Source organism: bacterium endosymbiont of Pedicinus badii (assembly GCF_002075085.1).
Classification (GTDB): Bacteria; Pseudomonadota; Gammaproteobacteria; order Enterobacterales; family Enterobacteriaceae; genus PRUG.
The window spans coordinates 263590-283783 of the sequence record NZ_LKAS01000002.1 but is presented as its reverse complement, the minus strand read 5'-3'; the positions used below and the strand labels follow the sequence as shown (position 1 = coordinate 283783).

At 24.6% G+C, this 20194-nt stretch carries 18 protein-coding genes; 8 read left to right on the top strand and 10 right to left on the bottom strand.

The annotated features are described in order from the left end of the window. Positions 1–237, bottom strand: a complete 237-nt coding sequence (gene erpA, locus AOQ89_RS02865) for an iron-sulfur cluster insertion protein ErpA (RefSeq protein ID WP_243469342.1) — start codon at positions 235–237, stop codon at positions 1–3. Positions 238–428: 191 nt separating this feature from the next. Further along, complete coding sequence (gene mrcB, locus AOQ89_RS02860) at positions 429–2693, bottom strand: penicillin-binding protein 1B (RefSeq protein ID WP_080873294.1); 2265 nt, start codon at positions 2691–2693, stop codon at positions 429–431. Positions 2694–2853: 160 nt separating this feature from the next. On the opposite strand from mrcB, the gene dksA reads away from it, so the two are divergent. The 4 genes from dksA to panC are packed head-to-tail and all read left to right on the top strand — an operon-like array spanning position 2854 to position 5453. Beyond that, entirely contained in the window at positions 2854–3309 is a 456-nt protein-coding gene (gene dksA, locus AOQ89_RS02855; RefSeq protein WP_080873292.1) for an RNA polymerase-binding protein DksA, read from the top strand. Between the two features lie 8 nt (positions 3310–3317). Continuing rightward, positions 3318–3809 (top strand): 2-amino-4-hydroxy-6-hydroxymethyldihydropteridine diphosphokinase, encoded by a 492-nt coding sequence (gene folK, locus AOQ89_RS02850; protein WP_080873290.1) that lies wholly within the window; start codon positions 3318–3320, stop codon positions 3807–3809. A 4-nt stretch (positions 3810–3813) separates the two neighbouring features. Then, positions 3814–4611, top strand: coding sequence for a 3-methyl-2-oxobutanoate hydroxymethyltransferase (gene panB, locus AOQ89_RS02845; protein ID WP_080873288.1), 798 nt, complete (start codon positions 3814–3816; stop codon positions 4609–4611). Positions 4612–4613: 2 nt separating this feature from the next. Next, positions 4614–5453 (top strand): pantoate--beta-alanine ligase, encoded by an 840-nt coding sequence (panC, locus tag AOQ89_RS02840; protein WP_080873286.1) that lies wholly within the window; start codon positions 4614–4616, stop codon positions 5451–5453. Here the strand turns inward: panC and AOQ89_RS02835 are convergent. From AOQ89_RS02835 to hpt, 3 genes are all read right to left on the bottom strand, one after another. Continuing rightward, positions 5446–6201, bottom strand: coding sequence for an ABC transporter permease (locus AOQ89_RS02835; protein ID WP_080873284.1), 756 nt, complete (start codon positions 6199–6201; stop codon positions 5446–5448). The two genes, panC and AOQ89_RS02835, sit on opposite strands and share 8 nt — an antisense overlap. A 19-nt stretch (positions 6202–6220) precedes the next feature. Further along, positions 6221–7126, bottom strand: a complete 906-nt coding sequence (locus AOQ89_RS02830; RefSeq protein ID WP_080873282.1) for an ABC transporter ATP-binding protein — start codon at positions 7124–7126, stop codon at positions 6221–6223. A gap of 68 nt (positions 7127–7194) precedes the next feature. Beyond that, positions 7195–7725, bottom strand: coding sequence for a hypoxanthine phosphoribosyltransferase (hpt, locus tag AOQ89_RS02825; protein ID WP_080873281.1), 531 nt, complete (start codon positions 7723–7725; stop codon positions 7195–7197). 197 nt (positions 7726–7922) lie between these two features. Here hpt and speE point away from each other — a divergent pair, with 197 nt between their 5' ends. Together speE and speD are read left to right on the top strand one after the other, a co-directional pair. Continuing rightward, positions 7923–8774: a polyamine aminopropyltransferase gene (gene speE, locus AOQ89_RS02820; protein WP_080873279.1), complete on the top strand. Its 852-nt coding sequence runs from the start codon at positions 7923–7925 to the stop codon at positions 8772–8774. A 27-nt stretch (positions 8775–8801) separates the two neighbouring features. After that, on the top strand, positions 8802–9572 hold the full coding sequence (gene speD, locus AOQ89_RS02815; protein ID WP_080873278.1) for an adenosylmethionine decarboxylase: 771 nt from the start codon (positions 8802–8804) through the stop codon (positions 9570–9572). On the opposite strand, the gene lpdA is transcribed toward speD, so the two are convergent. Genes lpdA through aceE form a run of 3 tightly spaced genes read right to left on the bottom strand, consistent with a single transcriptional unit; the run spans position 9565 to position 14959 of the window. Next, the gene (lpdA, locus tag AOQ89_RS02810) at positions 9565–10983 is read right to left on the bottom strand and encodes a dihydrolipoyl dehydrogenase (RefSeq protein ID WP_080873276.1); all 1419 of its coding nucleotides are present in this window, start codon (positions 10981–10983) and stop codon (positions 9565–9567) included. The two genes, speD and lpdA, sit on opposite strands and share 8 nt — an antisense overlap. A 4-nt stretch (positions 10984–10987) precedes the next feature. Next, the gene (locus tag AOQ89_RS02805) at positions 10988–12274 is read right to left on the bottom strand and encodes a 2-oxo acid dehydrogenase subunit E2 (protein WP_080873274.1); all 1287 of its coding nucleotides are present in this window, start codon (positions 12272–12274) and stop codon (positions 10988–10990) included. Between the two features lie 12 nt (positions 12275–12286). Beyond that, positions 12287–14959, bottom strand: coding sequence for a pyruvate dehydrogenase (acetyl-transferring), homodimeric type (gene aceE / locus AOQ89_RS02800; RefSeq protein ID WP_080873272.1), 2673 nt, complete (start codon positions 14957–14959; stop codon positions 12287–12289). Positions 14960–15127: 168 nt separating this feature from the next. On the opposite strand from aceE, the gene nadC reads away from it, so the two are divergent. After that, a complete protein-coding gene (gene nadC, locus AOQ89_RS02795; protein ID WP_080873271.1) occupies positions 15128–16033 on the top strand; it encodes a carboxylating nicotinate-nucleotide diphosphorylase in 906 nt (301 codons plus the stop codon). After that, positions 16026–16658, top strand: coding sequence for a dephospho-CoA kinase (gene coaE / locus AOQ89_RS02790; RefSeq protein WP_080873269.1), 633 nt, complete (start codon positions 16026–16028; stop codon positions 16656–16658). Before nadC ends, coaE begins: the two co-directional genes overlap by 8 nt. Here the strand turns inward: coaE and secA are convergent. Continuing rightward, positions 16655–19171, bottom strand: coding sequence for a preprotein translocase subunit SecA (gene secA / locus AOQ89_RS02785; RefSeq protein ID WP_080873267.1), 2517 nt, complete (start codon positions 19169–19171; stop codon positions 16655–16657). The genes coaE and secA overlap by 4 nt on opposite strands. A 104-nt stretch (positions 19172–19275) precedes the next feature. Beyond that, complete coding sequence (gene lpxC, locus AOQ89_RS02780; protein WP_080873266.1) at positions 19276–20178, bottom strand: UDP-3-O-acyl-N-acetylglucosamine deacetylase; 903 nt, start codon at positions 20176–20178, stop codon at positions 19276–19278. Positions 20179–20194: the final 16 nt, after the last annotated feature.

Below are 20194 nucleotides of genomic sequence, written 5' to 3'. Positions count from 1 at the left end.
TTACACGCTAAAAGAAGATCCACAGCTGCAAGTACTTTTTGCATTTGGATTCTTTATAAAAAATTTAGAACCTTTTAAATCTTCTTTAAAATCAATGCAACTTCCTACTAGATATTGAAAACTAATAGGATCGATTGCTATTCTAGTATCTTTTTTATAAATCAAAAAATCTTCTTTACTAACTCTTTCTTCTAAAGAAAATTTGTACTGAAAACCAGTACATCCTCCTCCATATATAGAAATTCTAAAATAGTAGTTAGATTTTTTTTTTTAGTACTGATTGTATTTTTTTTTGAGCTGAATTAGTGATTTTTAAATTAAAATTTTTATTCATTTTTGTATCTCTCAGATAAAATTATTTCTAATTATATAATATTTTTAAGAAAAAAAATCTAAAAATTCTGTATAAAATTTTAATATTTTTTCATTTATCTTATGCAGTTGACGTACTTATCATAGAAATCGGTATTTTTTTTGATCCAAATTGGAATTTTTCTTATAGAAGAACTTTCATTGCATACGAAATTTCCAAAATTATCTATAAATAATTCCTTTATATCATTAGGAGGTGTAAGATGCAAAATTTTTGGTTTTTGAATATTTAGATAATTTTTATATAGAAATAAAGCCCCACTTGAGCCAGTAAGATAAGAAGAAGAATTATCATCTTTTCCAATCCATACTACAATTACTTCTTTCCCATCAATTCCCACAAACCAGCTATCTCTATATTTATTTGTAGTACCAGTTTTAGATGCAATATTATAAGAAGAAAATAAATTTGATAAAGATTTTGAAGTTCCTCTAGAAGCAACTTCTTGCATAGCATACATAGTAAGATAAGCAGCTTGTGGAAGTATAGATTCTACAGATTTTGGAAAATAATGATATAGAATTTCTTTATCTTCTGAAACAATTGCATCTATAGAAAAAAGTTTTGAAATTCTTCCATAATTAGAAATTACTTGAAATTTTTGTGCTACTTCTATGGGAGTAAGATCTAAAGATCCTAAAAATATAGAAGGAAGAGATCGTAGAATATTTTCAGATAATCCTAATTTTTTTAAAGTTTGTACAACTTGATCAATACCTAATGAAAATCCTAAATTAATTGTAGGAACATTTAAAGATTCAACTAACGCATCTAAAAGCATTACTTTTCCTCTAAATTGTTTGTCATAATTTTGTGGATTCCATATTTTTCCATTAGATTGTCTTAAGCATATAGGTTTATCTAGTATCCAAGTATTCAATTGGTACTTGTCTGGAATACTAAGTGCAGTCAGATATATAGATGGTTTTAATAAAGATCCTACGGATCTTCTTGCTTGCAAAGCTCTGTTAAATCCAAAATACTTAGGATTCGAACTTCCTACTATAGCTTTTATTGATCCATTAAATTTATCTACTACCACTATTGCAGATTCTAGATTGTCTATTTGGTTTTTCTTTTGTAATTTCTTGATTCCTAATACCACTGATTTTTCTGCAGCAAATTGAGAATTTAAATCTAAAGTGGTAAATATTTTTGCTCCAGAAAGATTATTTCTACTAATAGAATTTTTTTCTATTTCTTCGTAAACTATATCTAAAAAAGAAGGATAAGAAGAAAAATTTTCTTCTTTAACTACATCTAGAGAACGATTAATAAAAATTTTATACTCTTTTTCATTAATAAATCCGTTTTTTTTAAGTATTTGTAACAATAAATTTCTTCTTTTTAAAGTAATTTCTGGATTTTTATAAGGATTATATAAAGATGCTCCTTTAGTCATTCCGATAAGCATAATTTGTTTTTCTAAACCAATTTCTTTTATAGGCTTACCAAAATAGTATAAACTAGCCATAGGAAAACCATGAATTTGACTTTCTCTATTTTTTCCTAAATATACTTCATTTAGATAAATTTCTAATACTTTTTTCTTACTAAATCCTATATCTAAAATGATTGCCATGTATATTTCTTTAATTTTTCTCCATAATGTTCTTTTTTTAGTGAGAAAAAGATTTTTTACTATCTGTTGTGTTAATGTACTTCCTCCTTGCACTATTTTTTTCGCACTAAGATTAGCAAAAATTGCTCTAAATATAGATTTTAAATCTATTCCAAAATGATTATAAAAATTTTTATCTTCTATAGAAATTAACATTTCTATAAATTTTTTTGGAAATTCTTGTATAGGAATAAAAATTCTTTGTTCTTGATTTTTTTCATTTAGTATAGCTATAATCTTAGGATCAAAAAAGAATAGAGAAATTTCTTTTTCAGTATTTTTATCATATATTTTAAGAATACTATTATTTTCAAAAAAAATTTCAACGTACTTTTTTTCTTCAATTTTATTAAAAAAGTCAAATTTTCTTCTAAATACTTCTATACTATTTTCCTTTACTAAATATTGCCCTGAAGATTCAATTTTGATAACCTTTTCGTATTTTAATTTATTTAGTAAATCTACAATATTGCTAATAGTGTATTTTTCTTTTGGAGATATACTAACTATTTTACTATATAAAAAAGTTGGAAATTTCCATATTTTTCCAGAAATTTTTTTTTTCACTATTTTATTTAAGTATATTCCGTATAAACATACAATAAAAATTAATGAAAGAATAAAAAAAATGCATTTCTTTTTTAAAAAGAATTTATTTTTTTTCCAGAAAAAGATAATTTTTTTAGAAATTTTTCTCAAATGTAAAGTGTATTTTTTTTTTTAATTAGACATTATAGAATATTTTTAAAATATTTAAAATTGGGCTTCTTTTTTTGTTTTTATAAAAATTTAAAATAAATTTTAAAACTTTGACAAAAGAGTATTTTTTTTTTTAGAATAAATTATAAAAGGATAAAGAATGAAAAAAAAAGAAAAAAAGTTATCTTCTCTAAATGTGCTTTCTATAGCTGGAGTGAAACCTTATAAGAAAAAGAATAAAGAAGAATATATGAATGAAAATCAGTTGCTGCATTTTAAAAAAATTTTGCAAGCTTGGAGAAATCAATTAAAAAAAGAAATTAAAAAAACTGTGATATATATGAGAGATGAAGCTTCTAATTTTCCGGATCCAGTAGATAGAGCAGTACAAGAAGAAGAATTTAGTCTAGAATTAAGAAATAGAGATAGAGAAAGAAAATTGATTAAAAAAATAGAGAAAAATTTGAAAAAAGTAGATGCAAAAGAATTTGGATTCTGTGAATCTTGCGGAATAGAAATAGGAATAAAAAGATTAGAAGCAAGACCTACAGCAGATCTCTGTATAGATTGTAAAACATTAGCAGAAATTAGAGAAAAACAAATGATTGAAAAATAAAATTCAGTATGAAACTAGTATTTTTAGCACTAGGAAGTAATTTAAAAAATCCTATTAAACAAATAAAAAAAGGAATCAAATTGATCAAAAAAATTCCAAACAGTAAAGTAGAATTAATTTCTTCTTTATACGAAAGCATTCCAATGGGAAAAATAAAACAACCGAAGTTTTTAAATCTAGTTTTGTCTATAAGAACAAAAATGCATGTAGAAAAATTTTTATTTTATATACAAAACATAGAGTATCTACAAGAAAAAAAAAAAATGAAAAAATGGGGTCCAAGAACTTTAGATATAGATATTATTCTTTGGGGTGGAAAAAATATCAAAAAATCTAATCTTGTTATACCTCATTATGATATGCAAAATAGAGATTTTGTTTTGTATCCTTTATTGGAAATTGCTCCAAATATTAAACTTCCTTCTGGAAAAGAAGTTAGGAATTTTACTAGAAAAGTTCCTAATAGATTAAAAATTTTAAAAACTATAAAATTTTGCTAAAATTATGGATAAGATAAAAAAAATAGTAGATAAAAAAAAGAAAGAAAAAATTGCAGCTTTAACGGCATACGACTATTCTTTTGGAAAAATTTTTTCAAAAAATGGCATTGATTTCATTCTAGTAGGAGATTCCTTAGGAATGACAATTTTAGGAAATCAAGATACTTTATGTGTCTCAATTGATAAAATTGCATACCATACAAAATCAGTACGAAAAGGAATATCGAATAGAAAAACTTTATTGATATCTGATTTACCATTTGCAACTTATTTTGAAAAATACGATTCTATAAAAAATTCATCTTTTCTACTACAATCAGGTGCAAACATGGTAAAATTAGAGGGGAATGAAAATTGGGTTCTAGAAACTATTAAATACTTAACTGAAAGAAACATTCCTGTTTGTGGACATATAGGTCTAACACCTCAATCTATAAATATGATAGGAAGTTATGGAATACAGTACAAAGAAAATAAAAAAGCAAAAAAATTGATAGAAGATTCAATTAAAATACAAGAAAATGGAGCAAAAATTTTATTTGTAGAATGTATACCTGCTTATTTAGCAAAATCTATTACAGAATCTTTAGATATTCCAGTAATAGGAATAGGAGCAGGTCCTTTTACTGATGGACAAATACTAGTTATGCAAGATTTTCTTGGAATTACAGAGAAAAAAAGAACTCCATTTTTTGCAAAAAATTTTTTAAAAAAAAGCACAAGTATACAAAATGCTGTAAAAATTTTTATTGAAGATGTAAAAAATAAAAAATTTCCAGAAAATCAGCATACATATTTTTAAAAATGCTTATTATAAGAAATATTAGTAAACTAAAAAAATTTGTTAAAGAAAATACAAAAATTGCATTTGTTCCAACTATGGGAAATTTGCATTTAGGACATTATTTTTTATTAAAAAAAGCGAAACAAGTTTCTTCTACCGTTGTAGCCAGTATATTTGTTAATCCAATACAATTTGATAGAAAAGTAGATTTTCAAAATTATCCAAGAACTTTAAAAAAAGATATAGAATTTTTAAAAAAAATTCCTATAGATTCTGTTTTCATTCCAAAAAAATCAGAAATACTTCCTAAAAAAAATACAGGAAATACAATAGTAAAAGTTAAAAAATACTGTGACTTTTTAGAAGGAGAAAAACGTCCAGAACATTTTAATGGTGTTTGTACAATAGTATGCAAATTTTTTAATTTAATAAAACCAAAATTTGTAGTTTTTGGAGAAAAAGACTATCAGCAATTATTTATTATAAAAACTATGATTCAAGATTTAAATTATGATATTAAAGTACTTTCTGTTCCTACTATAAGAAATGAACAAGGATTGGCTTTGAGTTCAAGAAATAATTTATTAAGTAAAGAATCAATAAAAATAGCAAATAATTTTAATAAGATACTAGAATATGCTTCTCATAAAATTGTTAAATGTCGTAGAAAAAATCAAAATTTATTAGAAGAAACAAAAAAAAAACTAAGAAAATCTGGATTTAAAGTAGAAATACTAAAAATTTTGGATGCAAAAAATTTATCCATTATAGGAAAAAAAACTAAAAAAGGAATCATACTTTCAAGTGTTTGGTTGGAAAACGTTAGACTTATAGATAATAAAATCATAAAAATTAGATAAAAGAAATATTTTTAAAATGTTTCCAACATAAAAAATAGAATACAAATATAAAAAAAATCAGTATAAAAATTGCAATCCATACTGAAACTTCTGAATAGCCTAATACAGAATACCTAAAACTATTGACAATATAAAGTATTGGATTAATAAATGATATATACTTCCAAAAATTTGGCAGTAAGTTTAAAGAATAGAAAACACCTCCTAAGTATATTAAAGGAGTAAGTACAAAAGTAGGAACTATACTTATATCATCAAAATTTTTTGCTAAAATTGCATTAAATAATCCTAATAAAGAAAACAATACTGAAGTTAAAAGTAGTAAAAGCACCATAAGTAATCCAGAATATAGTTTTATAGAAGTAAATAATAAAGAAATACAGATTACTAGTATACTTACTATAAAAGCTCTTATTACACCTCCTCCAACATATCCTATGATAATTATATGTATAGGTATAGGAGCTACTAAAATTTCTTCTATGCTCTTTTGAAATTTTGCACTAAAAAATGAAGAAGAAACATTCATATACGCATTTGTTATAGTCGTCATCATTATTAATCCTGGTACGATAAATTGTATATAAGAATATCCATTAATGCTTTTTATTTGAAGTCCTATAAAATTTCCAAAAATTATAAAGTATAAAGTCATAGTAATAGTAGGAGGAGCTAAAGTTTGTATCCAAATTCTAGAAAATCTTTTTATTTCTTTTTTTAAAATACTATTTAACGCTATAAAATACACAGTACTTTCTCCTAATTTTTTATTTAGTCAAATTTATAAAAATTTTTTCTAATCTATTTGATTCATTTCTCATACTTAAAACTTCAATATTGTATTTTTTTAACTTAATAAATAGATTTGTTAATCCATCATTTTTGAATACTTTTACAGATATTGTTTTTTTATCTATAATTTTTATCTCATAGTCCTTTATGATTGGTAAAAAATTGATATTTTTTTTTAGATATAATATTATTATCTCTACTTTTAACTTTTTGAGAAGTTCTTTCATAGAAGTATTTTCTATTAAATTTCCATTCTGTAAAATTCCTATATTTTTGCATAAAATTTCTGCTTCTTCAAAATAATGTGTACTTAAAATAATGGTAGTACTCTTGTTTAATTTTTTTAAAAATTTCCATACAAACTTTCTTAATTTTATATCTAGTCCAGCTGTAGGTTCGTCTAAAATTAGTAGTTTAGGTTTATGAACTAAAGCTCTTGCAATCATAAGTCTTCTTTTCATACCACCAGATAAAGTACCAGAAATTTGTTTTCTTTTATTCCAAAGATCTAATTTTTTTAGGTATTTCTTTGTTCTTTCAAAAGCTAATTTTTTTTTTATTCCATAGTATCCTGCTTGATAAATAATAATTTGTTGTACTGTTTCGAAAGGGTTAAAATTAAAATCTTGAGGTACTATTCCAATATTTTTTTTTACTTTCATAGGATCTTTATCTATATCTGTATCAAATACTTTTATTTTTCCAGAAGTTTTTTTCATCAAAGAACTAATAATATTTATTGTAGTTGATTTTCCCGCTCCATTTGGTCCTAATAATGCGTAAAAATCTCCTATTTTTACTTTCATGCTAATTTTATTAAGTGCTTTTCTTCCAGAATGGTATATTTTTTTTAATTTTTTTATTTCTAAAGCATATTTCATATCTTTTCCATTTATTAAAATTTCTACAGAATTTACTAAAAATCTAAATAGAATACTGTATCTTATTTTTAAAAATGAGATATTTTTCCTATAAAAGGAAGATTTCTGTATTTTTGTCCATAATCCATTCCATATCCTACAACAAATGTATTTGGTATATTAAATCCTATCCAGTTAGCCTCTATAGAAATGTCTTTTGTTTCCTTTTTATTTAGTAGACAACAAATAGATATAGAATTTGGTTTTCTTTTAAATAAAAGATGCTTTAATTTTTTAATTGTATTTCCAGAATCTATAATATCTTCTATAATGATTATATCTTTTCCAAAAATGTTTTGTTCTAAATCTTGGACAATTCTGATATTTTTTTTATTAGAAAATGTACTATTCCTATAGCTAGAGATAGTGATGAAATCTATTTCGTGCTTTATAGTTATAGATCTACAAAGATCTGCAATAAAAATAAAAGATCCTTTTAGTATTCCTACTAATAGAATTTTTTTTTTAGATTTATAACAATCGCTAATTGTTTTTCCCATTTCTAAAACTCTTCTATAGATTTCTTTTTGAGGAATTAAAACTTCTATATTATATTTCATAATACATGCTAATTTTTTATAAGATTGAAAAAGCTATTATAACAAGAAAAATTTTTAAATTTATATATAAATTCTGAATAGTTTCTATACGTATGTTGAACACTTTTAGATTAGTAATTTTTAAAAATTATTTTTGTATTAGCAAATTTAATTATGTATAATCCTTTCATTTTAAAAATACTAAATATTTTTGTAGTATGAAAAAAAAAATTTTCTTTGAAAAACTTCATAACAAATTAGGACAATACTTTATAATAGATAAAATTATATACAATGGATACAGTTCTTATCAAAAAGTTTTAATATTCAAAAATAGTATTTTAGGAAAAGTATTATCTTTAGATGGAGTAGTACAAACTACAGAGAAAGATGAATTTATTTATCATGAATCTATGACGCATATTCCAATTTTTTCTCATCCTGATGCAAAAAAGATACTAATTATAGGAGGAGGAGACGGAGGAATTCTAAGAGAAATTTGTCTACACGAAAGTATAAAAAAAATAGTTATGGTAGAAGTTGATGAACTTGTTATAGAGGTTTGCAAAAAGTATCTTTCAAATCACAGCAAGAATGCTTTTTCTGATGCAAGATTAGATTTGATAATTCAAAATGGAATGGATTTTATAAAAAAAAATAAAGAAAAATTTGATATTATCATATCTGATTGTACAGATCCTATTGGACCTGGGAAAATATTATTTACAAAAAAATTTTATAAAGAATGCTTACGATGTTTAAAAAAAAATGGGATATTTGTAGCACAAAATGGAGTGTTTTTTTTTCAAAAATTATCTTCTATACAAAGTTATAAAATTTTAAAAAAACAATTTTTAGAAACTAAATTCTATCAATCTTCTATACCTACTTATTATGGAGGAATAATGCTATTTCTATGGGGTAGCAAAAATAAAATAGAATTTTATTTAGATAAAAAAAGAATAGAGAAAAGAATACAAAATTCAAATATTAATTTTCGATATTATAATTCAGATATTCATTTTGGAAGTTTTTGTCTTCCTCAATACCTTTTAAAAGATTTGTTATAATTTAATACACAAATTTAGGAGAAAAAATTGCGCAAATTTGAATTGTATGGATTTAATAATTTAACAAAAAGTTTGAGTTTTTACATCTATGAACTTCGTTATACAAATTCCTTTAAAAAAAATAATTATATATCTTATATAAATGAGAAGTATAATTCTAAAAAATTAACGAAAATTCTACAAAAAATTTGTTCTATTATAGGTGCAAATGTACTTAATATTTCTAGAAAAGACTATTCTCCACAAGGGGCTAGTGTAGCTATACTAGTAGGAGAAAAAAATAGTACAAAAAATTTAAATAATAATCATAAAAACAAGTCTATTGTTGCGCATTTGAATACAAGTCATATTTGTGTTCATACTTATCCAGAAAATAACAAAAATGGAATATGCGTATTTCGAGCTGATATAGAAGTTTCTACTTGTGGTATTATATCCCCTTTAAAAGCACTAGGATACTTAATTTATAAACTAAAATCCGATATAATAATGATAGATTATAAAATTCGTGGATTTACTAGAGATAAATACGGAGTAAAACATTATTCAGATCAAAAATTCCATGCAGTAAGCGATTTTATACCTAATAAAATTAAAAATGTATACCATATTATAGATACAAATATATTTCAAGAAAAGTTTTTTAGAACAAAAATGATACTAAGAAAATTCAATTTAAAAAGATACCTTTTGAATACTTCTTATAAAAAATTAGATAAAAAAGATAAAGAAAAAATTACAAAAATTCTCTGCAAAGAAATGCAGGAAATTTTCTACGGAAATAATATTTTTAAATAGATCGATTTAAAACGTCAGTTGCAATTCCTTCATAAATTTCAGCTGTAATTCCAATCGACTCGTACATAGTAGGATGTGCATGGATACTTAATGCTATATCTTCAGAAGTAACAGAATTTTCTATTGCAATTCCTATTTCTCCTAGAAGTTCTCCTGCATTTTGTCCAACAATTGCTCCTCCTATAATTTTTTTAGTATTTCTTTCAAAAATTAATTTAGTAACTCCATCGTATCCAGAAACTATAGCTCTTCCAGAAGCTTTCCAGGAGAATTTTGCAGATCTATAGTTTATATTTTTTAATTTAGCTTCTTTTTCTGTAAATCCTATCCATGCAATCTCTGGATCGGTATAGGCTATAAATGGTATAGTCTTAGGATCAAAATAATACTTTTTGCCAGATATGATTTCTGCTACAATTTTTCCTTGATTTGATCCTTTATGTGCTAACATAGGTTGATTAGAAACATCTCCTATAGCGTATATATTTGAAATATTAGTCTGCATAGTTTGTGCATTTGTCTGAATAAATTCTTTTTTTCTAAGAATTCCTATATCTTGTAAATGCATTTTTTTAAAATCACAATTTGGTTTTCTTCCTATACAAATTAGTATAGCTTCGTACTGATTTTCTAAAATTCTATTTTTGTACTGTATTTTAACTAGTATTCCTTTTTCATTTTCCAAAATGCTAATAATTTTTACTTTGTTTTTGATGCTAAAAATATTTTTTGTTTGTTTTATGTATTGTTCTATAATATCCATGTCTGCATTTGGAACAATTTGTTCAGAAATTTCTACAATTTCCACCTGAGTTCCTAAACTGCTGTATATAGTACCTATCTCCAATCCAATTATTCCTCCTCCAATAATTAGCATATTTTTTGGTATGAATTTTAAAGACAAAGCTTCATCAGAATACCAAATTCTTTCACTTCGCAAATTTTTTATTATACTCATTTTTCTTGGTTTAGAACCAACTGCAATAATAGCATTTTCAAAATTTATTTTTACTTCTTTTTCTTCTTCATTGCGTACAATAATACTATTCTTATTTAAAAATCTGGCATATCCGTGAACAATTTGTACATTTCTAATACTAGCCATTTTTTTTAAGTTATTACTGATATTTTGAATAATTTTGTTTTTTTCCTTTCTTATTTCTTCAATATTAATTTTTATAGAACCTGAAATAATTTCTTTTTTCTTTATTTCTTTGAATTCTCTTAAAAATTTTGATACATGCAGTAAAAATTTAGAAGGTATACATCCAACATTCAAACATACTCCACCTAAGTTGCTTTTTTTTTCTACAACTACATTTTCTATTCCTAAATCTGCTAACCTAAAAGAAGCTGAATATCCGGAAGGACCTGATCCTACTATAACTACTTTAGTATTTATATTTTTCATATTTTTAAATGATTAAATTTTTTATATTTTCTAAAATTTTTGCAAAATATTCTATGAATAATAGACCTTCTACTCCATCTATTACTCTATGATCGTATGATAATGAAAGTGGCAAAATATTTTTTGGAACAAATTTATTTTTTTCCCAAATTGGTTTTATAAAAGATCTAGAAACTCCTAAAATTGCTACTTCTGGAGCATTTATAATAGGGGTAAAAAATCCTCCATTTCCTATTCCTCCTAAATTAGATATTGTAATACATCCATTTTTATAATATTCTGAACTGAGAGAATGATTTTTAATTTTTTCTATAATTTGTAGTATTTCTTCAGAAATTTCTGATACATCCTGGCGATCTACTTCTTTAATAACTGGAACTAAAAGACCTTCTATTGTATTAATAGCAATTCCCACATTATAAAAATTTTTTTTTAAAAGCATTTGTTTTTCTTCTAAAAAAGAACTATTAAAATTAGGAAATTTTTTTAATGCTTTTACAATTGCTTTTATAGCAAAAGGTAGTATAGTAATTTTATTTTTTTTACTATCCAAATTTATTTCTTTTCTAAAATCTTCTAAATTAGTTATATCTGCTTCGTAAAATTGAGTTACATGAGGTATCATTATCCAATTTCTGTGTAAATTCATTCCAGAAATTTTCTTTATTTTTTGTATATCTTTTTCTTCTGTATCAGATTCTTTTTTTCTATTTTCAAATGAAATTTTAGGCCATTTTGGTAGTTTTTTAGGAAAAGATAGAAATTTTTCATCTTCTAAATATCTTGGAGAATCTGTAGTTATTCTTTGATTAGATAAAAAATTTATAAGATCTTCTTTTGTGATTCTACCATTTTTTCCAGATCCTTGTATTTTTTCTAAATCGATATCCAATTCTCTTGATAATCTTCTAACACTTGGACTAGCATAAAAATAGTTGTTTATTTGATTTTTTTCTTTTGAAAAATACTCTTCTTTACTCTTTTTTTCTTCAAATATTTTTTTTGTAGTTTCTTTTTTAATATCTATTTTTTCTAGTTTTTTTTCTTCATTATTTGTATTTTTTTCTTCTACTAAAAATAATAAAGATCCAGATTTTACTACTTCTCCTACCTTAAATTTTATAGATTTTATAATTCCTGCAATTGGAGAAGGAATTTCTATAGAAGTTTTTTCACTTTCTACAACCATAATAGATTGTTCTTTTTCGACAGAGTCGTTTACTTCTACTAAAATTTCTGAAATTTTTACAGAATCTGCTCCAACATCAGGTAAATATACTTCAGTAGACATTTTTTTTCCTATTTAAGAAATTCTTGGATTAATTTTTTTTTGATCTATACTAAATTTTTTCATTGCATTTATGAGAGTACTTTTAGAAATTTTTTTGCATTTCATCATTAAATACAGGGCAGAAACTACAATATAATTTTCATGAACTTCAAAATGCATTCTAAGATTTTCTCTACTATCTGATCTTCCAAAACCATCTGTTCCAAGTACAAAAAAATATTTGTTCGGTACAAAATTTCTTATTTGATCTGCAAAAATTTTCATATAGTCAGTAGCAACCACTGTAGGAAGATTTTTAAGTATTTTTTTTACGTAAGGTATTTTTTTATTTTTATTAAAATTCAAAAAGTTCCATCTTTCGCAATCATATCCGTCTCTAGCTAGTTCAGTAAAAGAGGTAACACTGTATAAATCACATGCAATGTTGTATTCTTCTAAAAGAATTTTTGAAGCTTTTTGTATTTTTTGAAAAATTGATCCAGATCCTAATAACTGTATTTCACTTTTTATTTTTTCAGAAGTAGAAGAAAACTTATATATCCCTTTTTTAATTCCTTTTATAGTTTCTTTTTTATTAATTAATTTAGGCATGTAGTAATTTTCATTTGTTACTGTAATATAGTAATAGACATTTTCTGGATTTTTTCCGTACATTCTCTTTATTCCTTCTTGAAGAATTATAATAAGTTCGTACGAAAAAGAAGGATCATAAGAAATACAATTCGGAACAGTTAAGGAATAAACATGACTATGTCCATCTCCATGCTGTAATCCTTCTCCATTTAGTGTTGTTCTTCCAGAAGTGCCTCCTATTAAAAAACCTCTAGCTTGTTGATCTCCTGCTGCCCAAAGTAAATCTCCTATTCTTTGAAATCCAAACATTGAATAAAAAATATAGAAAGGTATCATAGGATAATTATTAGTACTATAAGAAGTGGCTGCTGCCATCCAAGATGAAGCTGCACCTAACTCATTTATTCCTTCTTGTAGTATTTGTCCATCTTTTTGTTCTCTATAGTACAAAAATTGTTCTTTATCTTGAGGAGTATATTTTTGTCCATTCGAATTATAAATACCTATTTTTCTAAATAAGCTTTCCATTCCAAAAGTTCTTGCCTCATCTGCAACAATAGGAACAATATGATTTTTTATTCTATGTTGAAGAAGTGCATTTAAAAAATTTACAAAAGTCATTGTTGTAGAAGTAATCGATATACTTCTTTTAAATATAGAAGAAAAGTATTCTATATCAGGTATATCTAAATTAATAGTAGAATTTTCTGATCTTTTTGGAATATATCCATGTAAATTTTTTCTTCTTTCTTGCATATACTGGTATTCTTTAGAATTTTTATCAAATTTTATATAAGGAAGAGAATTGATTTCTTTACTAGATATAAAATTTTCTAATTTCAAATTTTTTCTTAAATTTATAAGATCTTCTGAACTAATTTTTTTTACTTGATGTGCTATATTTTTACCTTCTGCACTTTTTCCTAAACCATATCCTTTTGTAGTATGAAATAGTATTACAACAGGTTTCCCAATAGTTTTTTTTGCTTTTTCAAAAGCTGCATATATTTTTTTCTTATCATGTCCTCCTTTTCCTAATTTGAATATTTCTTCATCACTCATTTTTTCTACTAATTTATAAGTTTCTGGATATTTTGAGAAAAAGTTTTCTCTCATATATTTTCCGTCTCTAGTAGAAAAATTTTGATAGTCTCCATCTGGAGTTTCATTTAATAATTGCAATAATTTTCCAGATTTATCTTTTTTAAATAGTTTATCCCAATTGCTGCTCCAAATTACTTTTATAACTTTCCATCCAGCACCAATAAATATCCCACTCAATTCTTCTATAATTCTTCCATTTCCAAAAACAGGTCCATCTAATCTTTGTAAATTACAATTAATTACGAATATTAAATTATCTAAATTTTCTCTACTTGCAATGGTTATTGCTCCTTTAGATTCTGGTTCATCCATTTCACCGTCACCTAAAAATGCATACACTGTTTGCTTATTTGTATCTACTAAAGATCTATTTTTCAAATACTTTAAAAATTTTGCTTGGTAAATTGCACAAACAGCACTTAGACCCATAGATACTGTAGGAAATTGCCAAAATTTTGGCATTAACTTAGGATGTGGATAAGAAGAAATTCCTAAGCTACCTTCCGCTTCTTGTCTAAAATTATCAATTTTTTCTTGACTTAGTCTATTTTCTAAAAATGCTCTAGCGTAGATTCCAGGAGAAGAATGTCCTTGAAAGTATATTAAATCTCCTCCGTCATTTTTATTAGAAGATCTAAAAAAATGATTGAAACAGACATCATAAATAGAAGCAATAGATTGAAATGTAGATATGTGACCTCCTAAATCTAGATTTTTTTTAGAAGCTTTTAATACTATAACAATCGCATTCCATCTAATTGCTGAAAGTATTTTTTCTTCTATATCTAAATCACCTGGATATTTAGGCTCATTTTTCAAAGGTATAGTGTTAACGTAATTTTTTTGTAAATCAAAATCTTCTACGTCGTTGTTTTGTAAATGCTGTAAAATTTTTTTTGTAATAAACTTAGCTCTTTCAATACCAGAATATGAAATTATAGAATCTATTGATTCTATCCATTCTTTTGTTTCAAATGGATCCACGTCATTGTATATTTCGTCTGACATGGTTTGTTTCCTTATATATTATTATTTTAATTGATAAAATTTTAAAGTTCTTCATTATATGATAACATATTTATTAATAAAAGTATTACTAATATTCTGTACTAAATATTTAGTACTAAAATTTAGTTAATTTTTAATACAAAGGAAACAAAATTTAAAAAAAGTACTATGATACTTAAAAAATTTTTTGAAAAAAGAAGAAAAAAAATACTAAAGAAAATTAAGAAAGAAATAAGTTTTTTAGTTCAGCATTCTCTAAAAGAAGATATTTTGTACGATAAAAAAAAATTTTTTGATATTACAGGAAATTTATGCGAAAACAAAAAAACTATTTCAAAAATATTTTCTAAAGAAAAAGGAATTCTATGTGGAAAAAAATGGGTAGAAGAAGTATTTCAACAAATTCAAAAAAATAGTGTTCAAATAGAATGGCATGTAAAAGAGGGAAAAAAAATATTTCCTAATCAAAATATATGCAATCTTTTTGGACCAGCAAGAGTATTGCTTGCTGGAGAAAGAACTGCATTAAATTTTTTACAAATGCTATCCGGAATTTCTAGTACTACTAGAAAATATGTAGACTGTTTTAAAGGAACAAAAACTATTTTATTAGATACTAGAAAAAATATACCTTGTTTTAAATACTCTTCTAAGTACGCTGTTTTATGTGGTGGTGCAGAAAGTCATAGAATTAATTTGTCTGATGCTTTTTTGATTAAAGAAAATCATATTTTTTCTGTAGGATCAATACAAAATACTATTCAAAAAGCACTATCAAAAAGAAAGAAAATGACATTTTATATCCCTATAGAGGTAGAAGTAGAAAATATTGAGGAGTTACAGCAAGCTATAAAAAATCCTATAGATATCATTATGCTGGATAATTTTTCTTATAAAAATATTTTAAAAGCAATTAAAATTATAGATAGAAAAATTCCAATAGAAGTTTCTGGAAATATTGATATAGAATTTGCTAAAAAAATTGCTAATTTAGGAATAGATTTTGTTTCTGTAGGAGATATTACAAAAAATATAAAAGTTTTAAATTTTTCTATGAGATTTTGCAATGAGTAGCAATAAAAAGTATATAGTAGCCATAACTGGAGGTATAGGTAGTGGAAAAACTACTGTGGCAAAAGAATTTTTTAATCTTGGAGTTCCTATAGTAGATTCAGATGAAATTGCTAAAGATATTCTAAATACAAACTTTTATTATTTTAGTGAAATAGTAAAAAGATACGGGAAAAAAGTTATCTCTTATAAAAATTCTACCTGTTTAAATAGAGATAAATTAAAAAAAATTATTTTTAGTGAAAAAAAAGAAGTACTTTGGATAAATGATCTTATGCAAGAAGAAATTATGCAAAGAACAAAAAAGCTTTTTTCTAAAAGTTTTTTTTATTATTTAGTTTGGGTTGTTCCATTGCTAATAGAGCTAAATCTTTATAGAATTCCTAATAGAATAATTGTTGTAGATACTTCTTATAAAACTCAGATTAGTAGAACTAAAAATAGAAATCCAGAAATTCAAAAAGAAATTATAAAAAATATTATTTTTTTACAATCTGATAGAGATCATCGTATTTCTTTAGCTAATGAAATAATAGATAACGAAAAAAATAAAAAAAAAATTACTTCCTGTGTTCGTAATTTACATAATAAATACGTAAATTTTTTAAAATTTTCTAAAAAAATTTAGACTTTCTTAATAAAGAATTCAGATTTACTCAGTAAACTAACTACTTCATACTTTAAAGATTCTAACATATTAGAAAACATAATAAAAGATTCCCTTTTGTATTCTTGTTTTGGATCTTTTTGAGCGTATCCTCTTAAATGTATTCCTTTTCTTAAATAATCTATTGCGAATAGATGTTCTTTCCAAAAAGCATCTAATGTCTGTAGCATTATATTTTTTTCAAATTCCCTTAAAAAACTTTTTCCTATTTTTTTTTCTTTTTCTATGTAATTTTTTTCTATTTTTTTAATAATATAATCAAATAATTCTTTTTCTTCTTTAAAAATAGAGATTTTTTTTAGTAAATTTTTTTTAAAAGTATTTATGTTAAAATCTTTCTTGAGTAAATTGCAAAATTCTTTAATTCTGATGTTTTTTTCTGATTCTTCTGAAGAAAAATAACTTTTAATTATTTTCTGAAATACATCTTTTCTTATATTTCTTACTATATCTGTAATATCTTTTCTTTCCAAAATTTCATTTCTTTGTTCATATATTGCGCATCTTTGTACATTAGAAACATCATCGTACTCTAATAATTGTTTTCTAATTTCAAAGTTTCTGTTTTCCACTTTTTTTTGTGCATTTTCTATAGCTTTTGTAATCCAAGGATGTTCTATTGATTCTCCAAAATTCATTCCTATTTTTCTTAAAATAATAGAAATCTTTTCAGAAGCAAAAATTCTCATTAAAGAATCTTCCATAGAAATATAAAATCTAGAAGTTCCAATATCTCCTTGTCTTCCAGACCTACCTCGTAATTGATTGTCAATTCTTCTAGATTCGTGTCTTTCTGTTCCAATTACATGCAATCCTCCAGAAAGTAAGACTTTTTTATTGTCTTCTTTCCATTTTTCGTAAATTTTTTTAACTTCTTTTTTATCATTTCTAAACTTTTTAGTTTTTAGTTTCCAATTTCCACCTAGTACTATATCTGTTCCTCTTCCTGCCATATTTGTAGCAATAGTAACTGCTCCTGGTTTTCCAGCTTCTGAAATTATTTCTGCTTCCATAGCATGAAATTTTGCATTCAATACTTTATGAGGAATTTTGCATTTTTTTAGTTTTTTAGAAATTATTTCTGATTTTTCTATAGAAACAGTTCCAACAAGAACTGGTTGTTTTTTCTTATAACAATTTTTTATGTCATCAATAATAGCATTATTTTTTTCTTTTTCTGTCATGTATACTAAATCAGAGAAATCTTTCCTTATCATTGGACGATTAGTAGGAATTACTACAGTATTTAAATTATATATTTCCTTAAATTCGAAAGACTCTGTAAATGCTGTACCTGTCATTCCTGAAAGTTTTTCATAAAGACGAAAATAATTTTGGAATGTTATAGAAGCCAGAGTTTGATTTTCATCTTTTACTTTAATTTTTTCTTTTGCTTCTATAGCTTGATGCAAACCGTCAGACCATCTTCTTCCTGGCATTGTTCTTCCTGTATGTTCGTCCACTATAATAACTTCTTGATTTTTTACTATGTAATCTACATTTCTATGAAATAATACGTGTGCTCTTAAAGCAGATATTGTGTGATGAACTAATATTATATTATTTGAAGAATATAAGGATTCATTTTCTTTCATAAAACGTAGTTTTTTAAATATATTTTCTAAAAAAACTAAACCTCTCTCTGTAAAATGAACCTGTTTAGTTTTTTCATCTATCGTGAAATGACCAATACCTTGAAAATTATCTGAATCTTCTTTTTTTTGCAGAATTAATTTAGGAACAATAGTATTAATTTTATTGTATATATCTGAATTACCTTCTATAGGACCAGAAATTATTAAAGGAGTTCTAGCTTCATCTATTAGTATGGAATCTACCTCGTCTATTAAAGCGTAATACAGACCTCTTTGTACTTTTTCTGATTTATCAAAAACCATATTATCTCTTAAGTAATCGAATCCGTATTCATTATTATTTCCATAAGTAATATCAGCATAGTATGCGGATCTTTTTTCTTTTGGAGACATATCTGATAGATTTATTCCCACTTTCATTCCTAAAAATTCAAATAAAGATTTGTTTTGTTCTGCATCTCTTTTTGCTAAATAGTCGTTAACTGTTACTATATGTACTCCTTTTTCTTGCAAAGCATTCAAATAAGCAGGAAGAGTAGCAGTAAGTGTTTTTCCTTCTCCAGTACGCATTTCAGCAATAGCTCTACCATTAAGAACAATTCCTCCAATGATTTGTACATCGAAATGTCTCATTCCAAAAACTCTTTTGCTAGCTTCTCTCACAGTGGCAAAAGCCTCTGGTAGTATACTATCTATGGAAATTCCATTTCTAATTTTTTTTTTAAATTCCAAAGTTTTTTTTAAAAAATCTGAATCTTTTAATTTCTGAAAATTTTTCTCCATATAGTTAATTTTTTCAACAGTTTTATATATTTTTTTTATTATTTTTTTATTTTGATTACCAAAAAATTTATTTATTATTTTTTTTATAAAATTCATAAATTGAATGTTTTTTAATTTTTAAAACCAAAAGATTTTATATAAAAATTCAAATACAGAGTTTAGTTTTATTAGTTACTAAGAATGACATACAAAAAATGAAATTACGAATAAGAAAAAGAAATTGGAACATTTTTTTCACTATTATAACTAATTATTTCCCAATTTTTTTCATCTTTAAACAATAATTTGAGTAGTTTATTATTCATTTTATGACTCGATTTAAATCCAGTATATCTACCAATAATATTGTATCCAGAAACATAAAGATCTCCGAAAGCATCCAATATTTTGTGTCTTACAAATTCGTTCTTAAATCTTAATCCTTCCTTATTAAGAATTTTTTTTTCATTTAGCGCAACAACGCAATCAAAATTTGCTCCCAAAGCCATTCCTAATGAATGCAAATAAGGGATATCTCTTGTAAAACCAAAAGTTCTAGCACTTCCAATTTCTTTAATAAAAGAAAAAGTAGAAAATTTTATAGAAAAACTATTGAATTTTTTTTTTATTTTTGGATGTTTGAAATCTATAGTAAACTCTAGCACATTTCCTTCGTAAGGAGATAACTGCACCATTTTGTCTTCTTCGTATACAGATACTTGTTTTTTAATCTTCAAAAATTTTTTTTTTTCTTCTAGTTCTTGTATTCCAGATTGTAAAATAAAAAAAATAAATGGACTCGCACTTCCATCCATAATTGGAATCTCTGGAGCATCTACTTCTATGATAACATTATCTATACCTAAAGCTGCTATAGCTGCATTTAAGTGTTCTATAGTGTATATTCTAATATTTTGTCGGTTTTCTAAACATGTACATAATGGAACTTTAGTTGATATCATATCAATATTCATATTAAATTCTATATTTGGAAATAAATCAACTCTTCTATAAATGATTCCTGTATTTTTTATAGCAGGTAGCATTTTTAATTGTATTTTTTTTCCAGTATGTAGTCCTTTACCTTTAATAAAAATTACTTTTTTTATAGTCCTTTGCTTCATGTTAATTTTTTTTACA

Excerpts from the sequence above, each read along its gene's own strand:
- AOQ89_RS02805 (WP_080873274.1), bottom strand. The coding sequence starts at position 12,274 with ATGTCTACTGAAGTATATTTACCTGATGTTGGAGCAGATTCTGTAAAA.
- aceE (WP_080873272.1), bottom strand. The coding sequence starts at position 14,959 with ATGTCAGACGAAATATACAATGACGTGGATCCATTTGAAACAAAAGAA.
- lpxC (WP_080873266.1), bottom strand. The coding sequence starts at position 20,178 with ATGAAGCAAAGGACTATAAAAAAAGTAATTTTTATTAAAGGTAAAGGA.
- dksA (WP_080873292.1), top strand. The coding sequence starts at position 2,854 with ATGAAAAAAAAAGAAAAAAAGTTATCTTCTCTAAATGTGCTTTCTATA.
- panC (WP_080873286.1), top strand. The coding sequence starts at position 4,614 with ATGCTTATTATAAGAAATATTAGTAAACTAAAAAAATTTGTTAAAGAA.
- lpdA (WP_080873276.1), bottom strand. The coding sequence starts at position 10,983 with ATGAAAAATATAAATACTAAAGTAGTTATAGTAGGATCAGGTCCTTCC.
- hpt (WP_080873281.1), bottom strand. The coding sequence starts at position 7,725 with ATGAAATATAATATAGAAGTTTTAATTCCTCAAAAAGAAATCTATAGA.
- panB (WP_080873288.1), top strand. The coding sequence starts at position 3,814 with ATGGATAAGATAAAAAAAATAGTAGATAAAAAAAAGAAAGAAAAAATT.
- AOQ89_RS02830 (WP_080873282.1), bottom strand. The coding sequence starts at position 7,126 with ATGAAATATGCTTTAGAAATAAAAAAATTAAAAAAAATATACCATTCT.
- coaE (WP_080873269.1), top strand. The coding sequence starts at position 16,026 with ATGAGTAGCAATAAAAAGTATATAGTAGCCATAACTGGAGGTATAGGT.
- secA (WP_080873267.1), bottom strand. The coding sequence starts at position 19,171 with ATGAATTTTATAAAAAAAATAATAAATAAATTTTTTGGTAATCAAAAT.
- speE (WP_080873279.1), top strand. The coding sequence starts at position 7,923 with ATGAAAAAAAAAATTTTCTTTGAAAAACTTCATAACAAATTAGGACAA.
- folK (WP_080873290.1), top strand. The coding sequence starts at position 3,318 with ATGAAACTAGTATTTTTAGCACTAGGAAGTAATTTAAAAAATCCTATT.
- nadC (WP_080873271.1), top strand. The coding sequence starts at position 15,128 with ATGATACTTAAAAAATTTTTTGAAAAAAGAAGAAAAAAAATACTAAAG.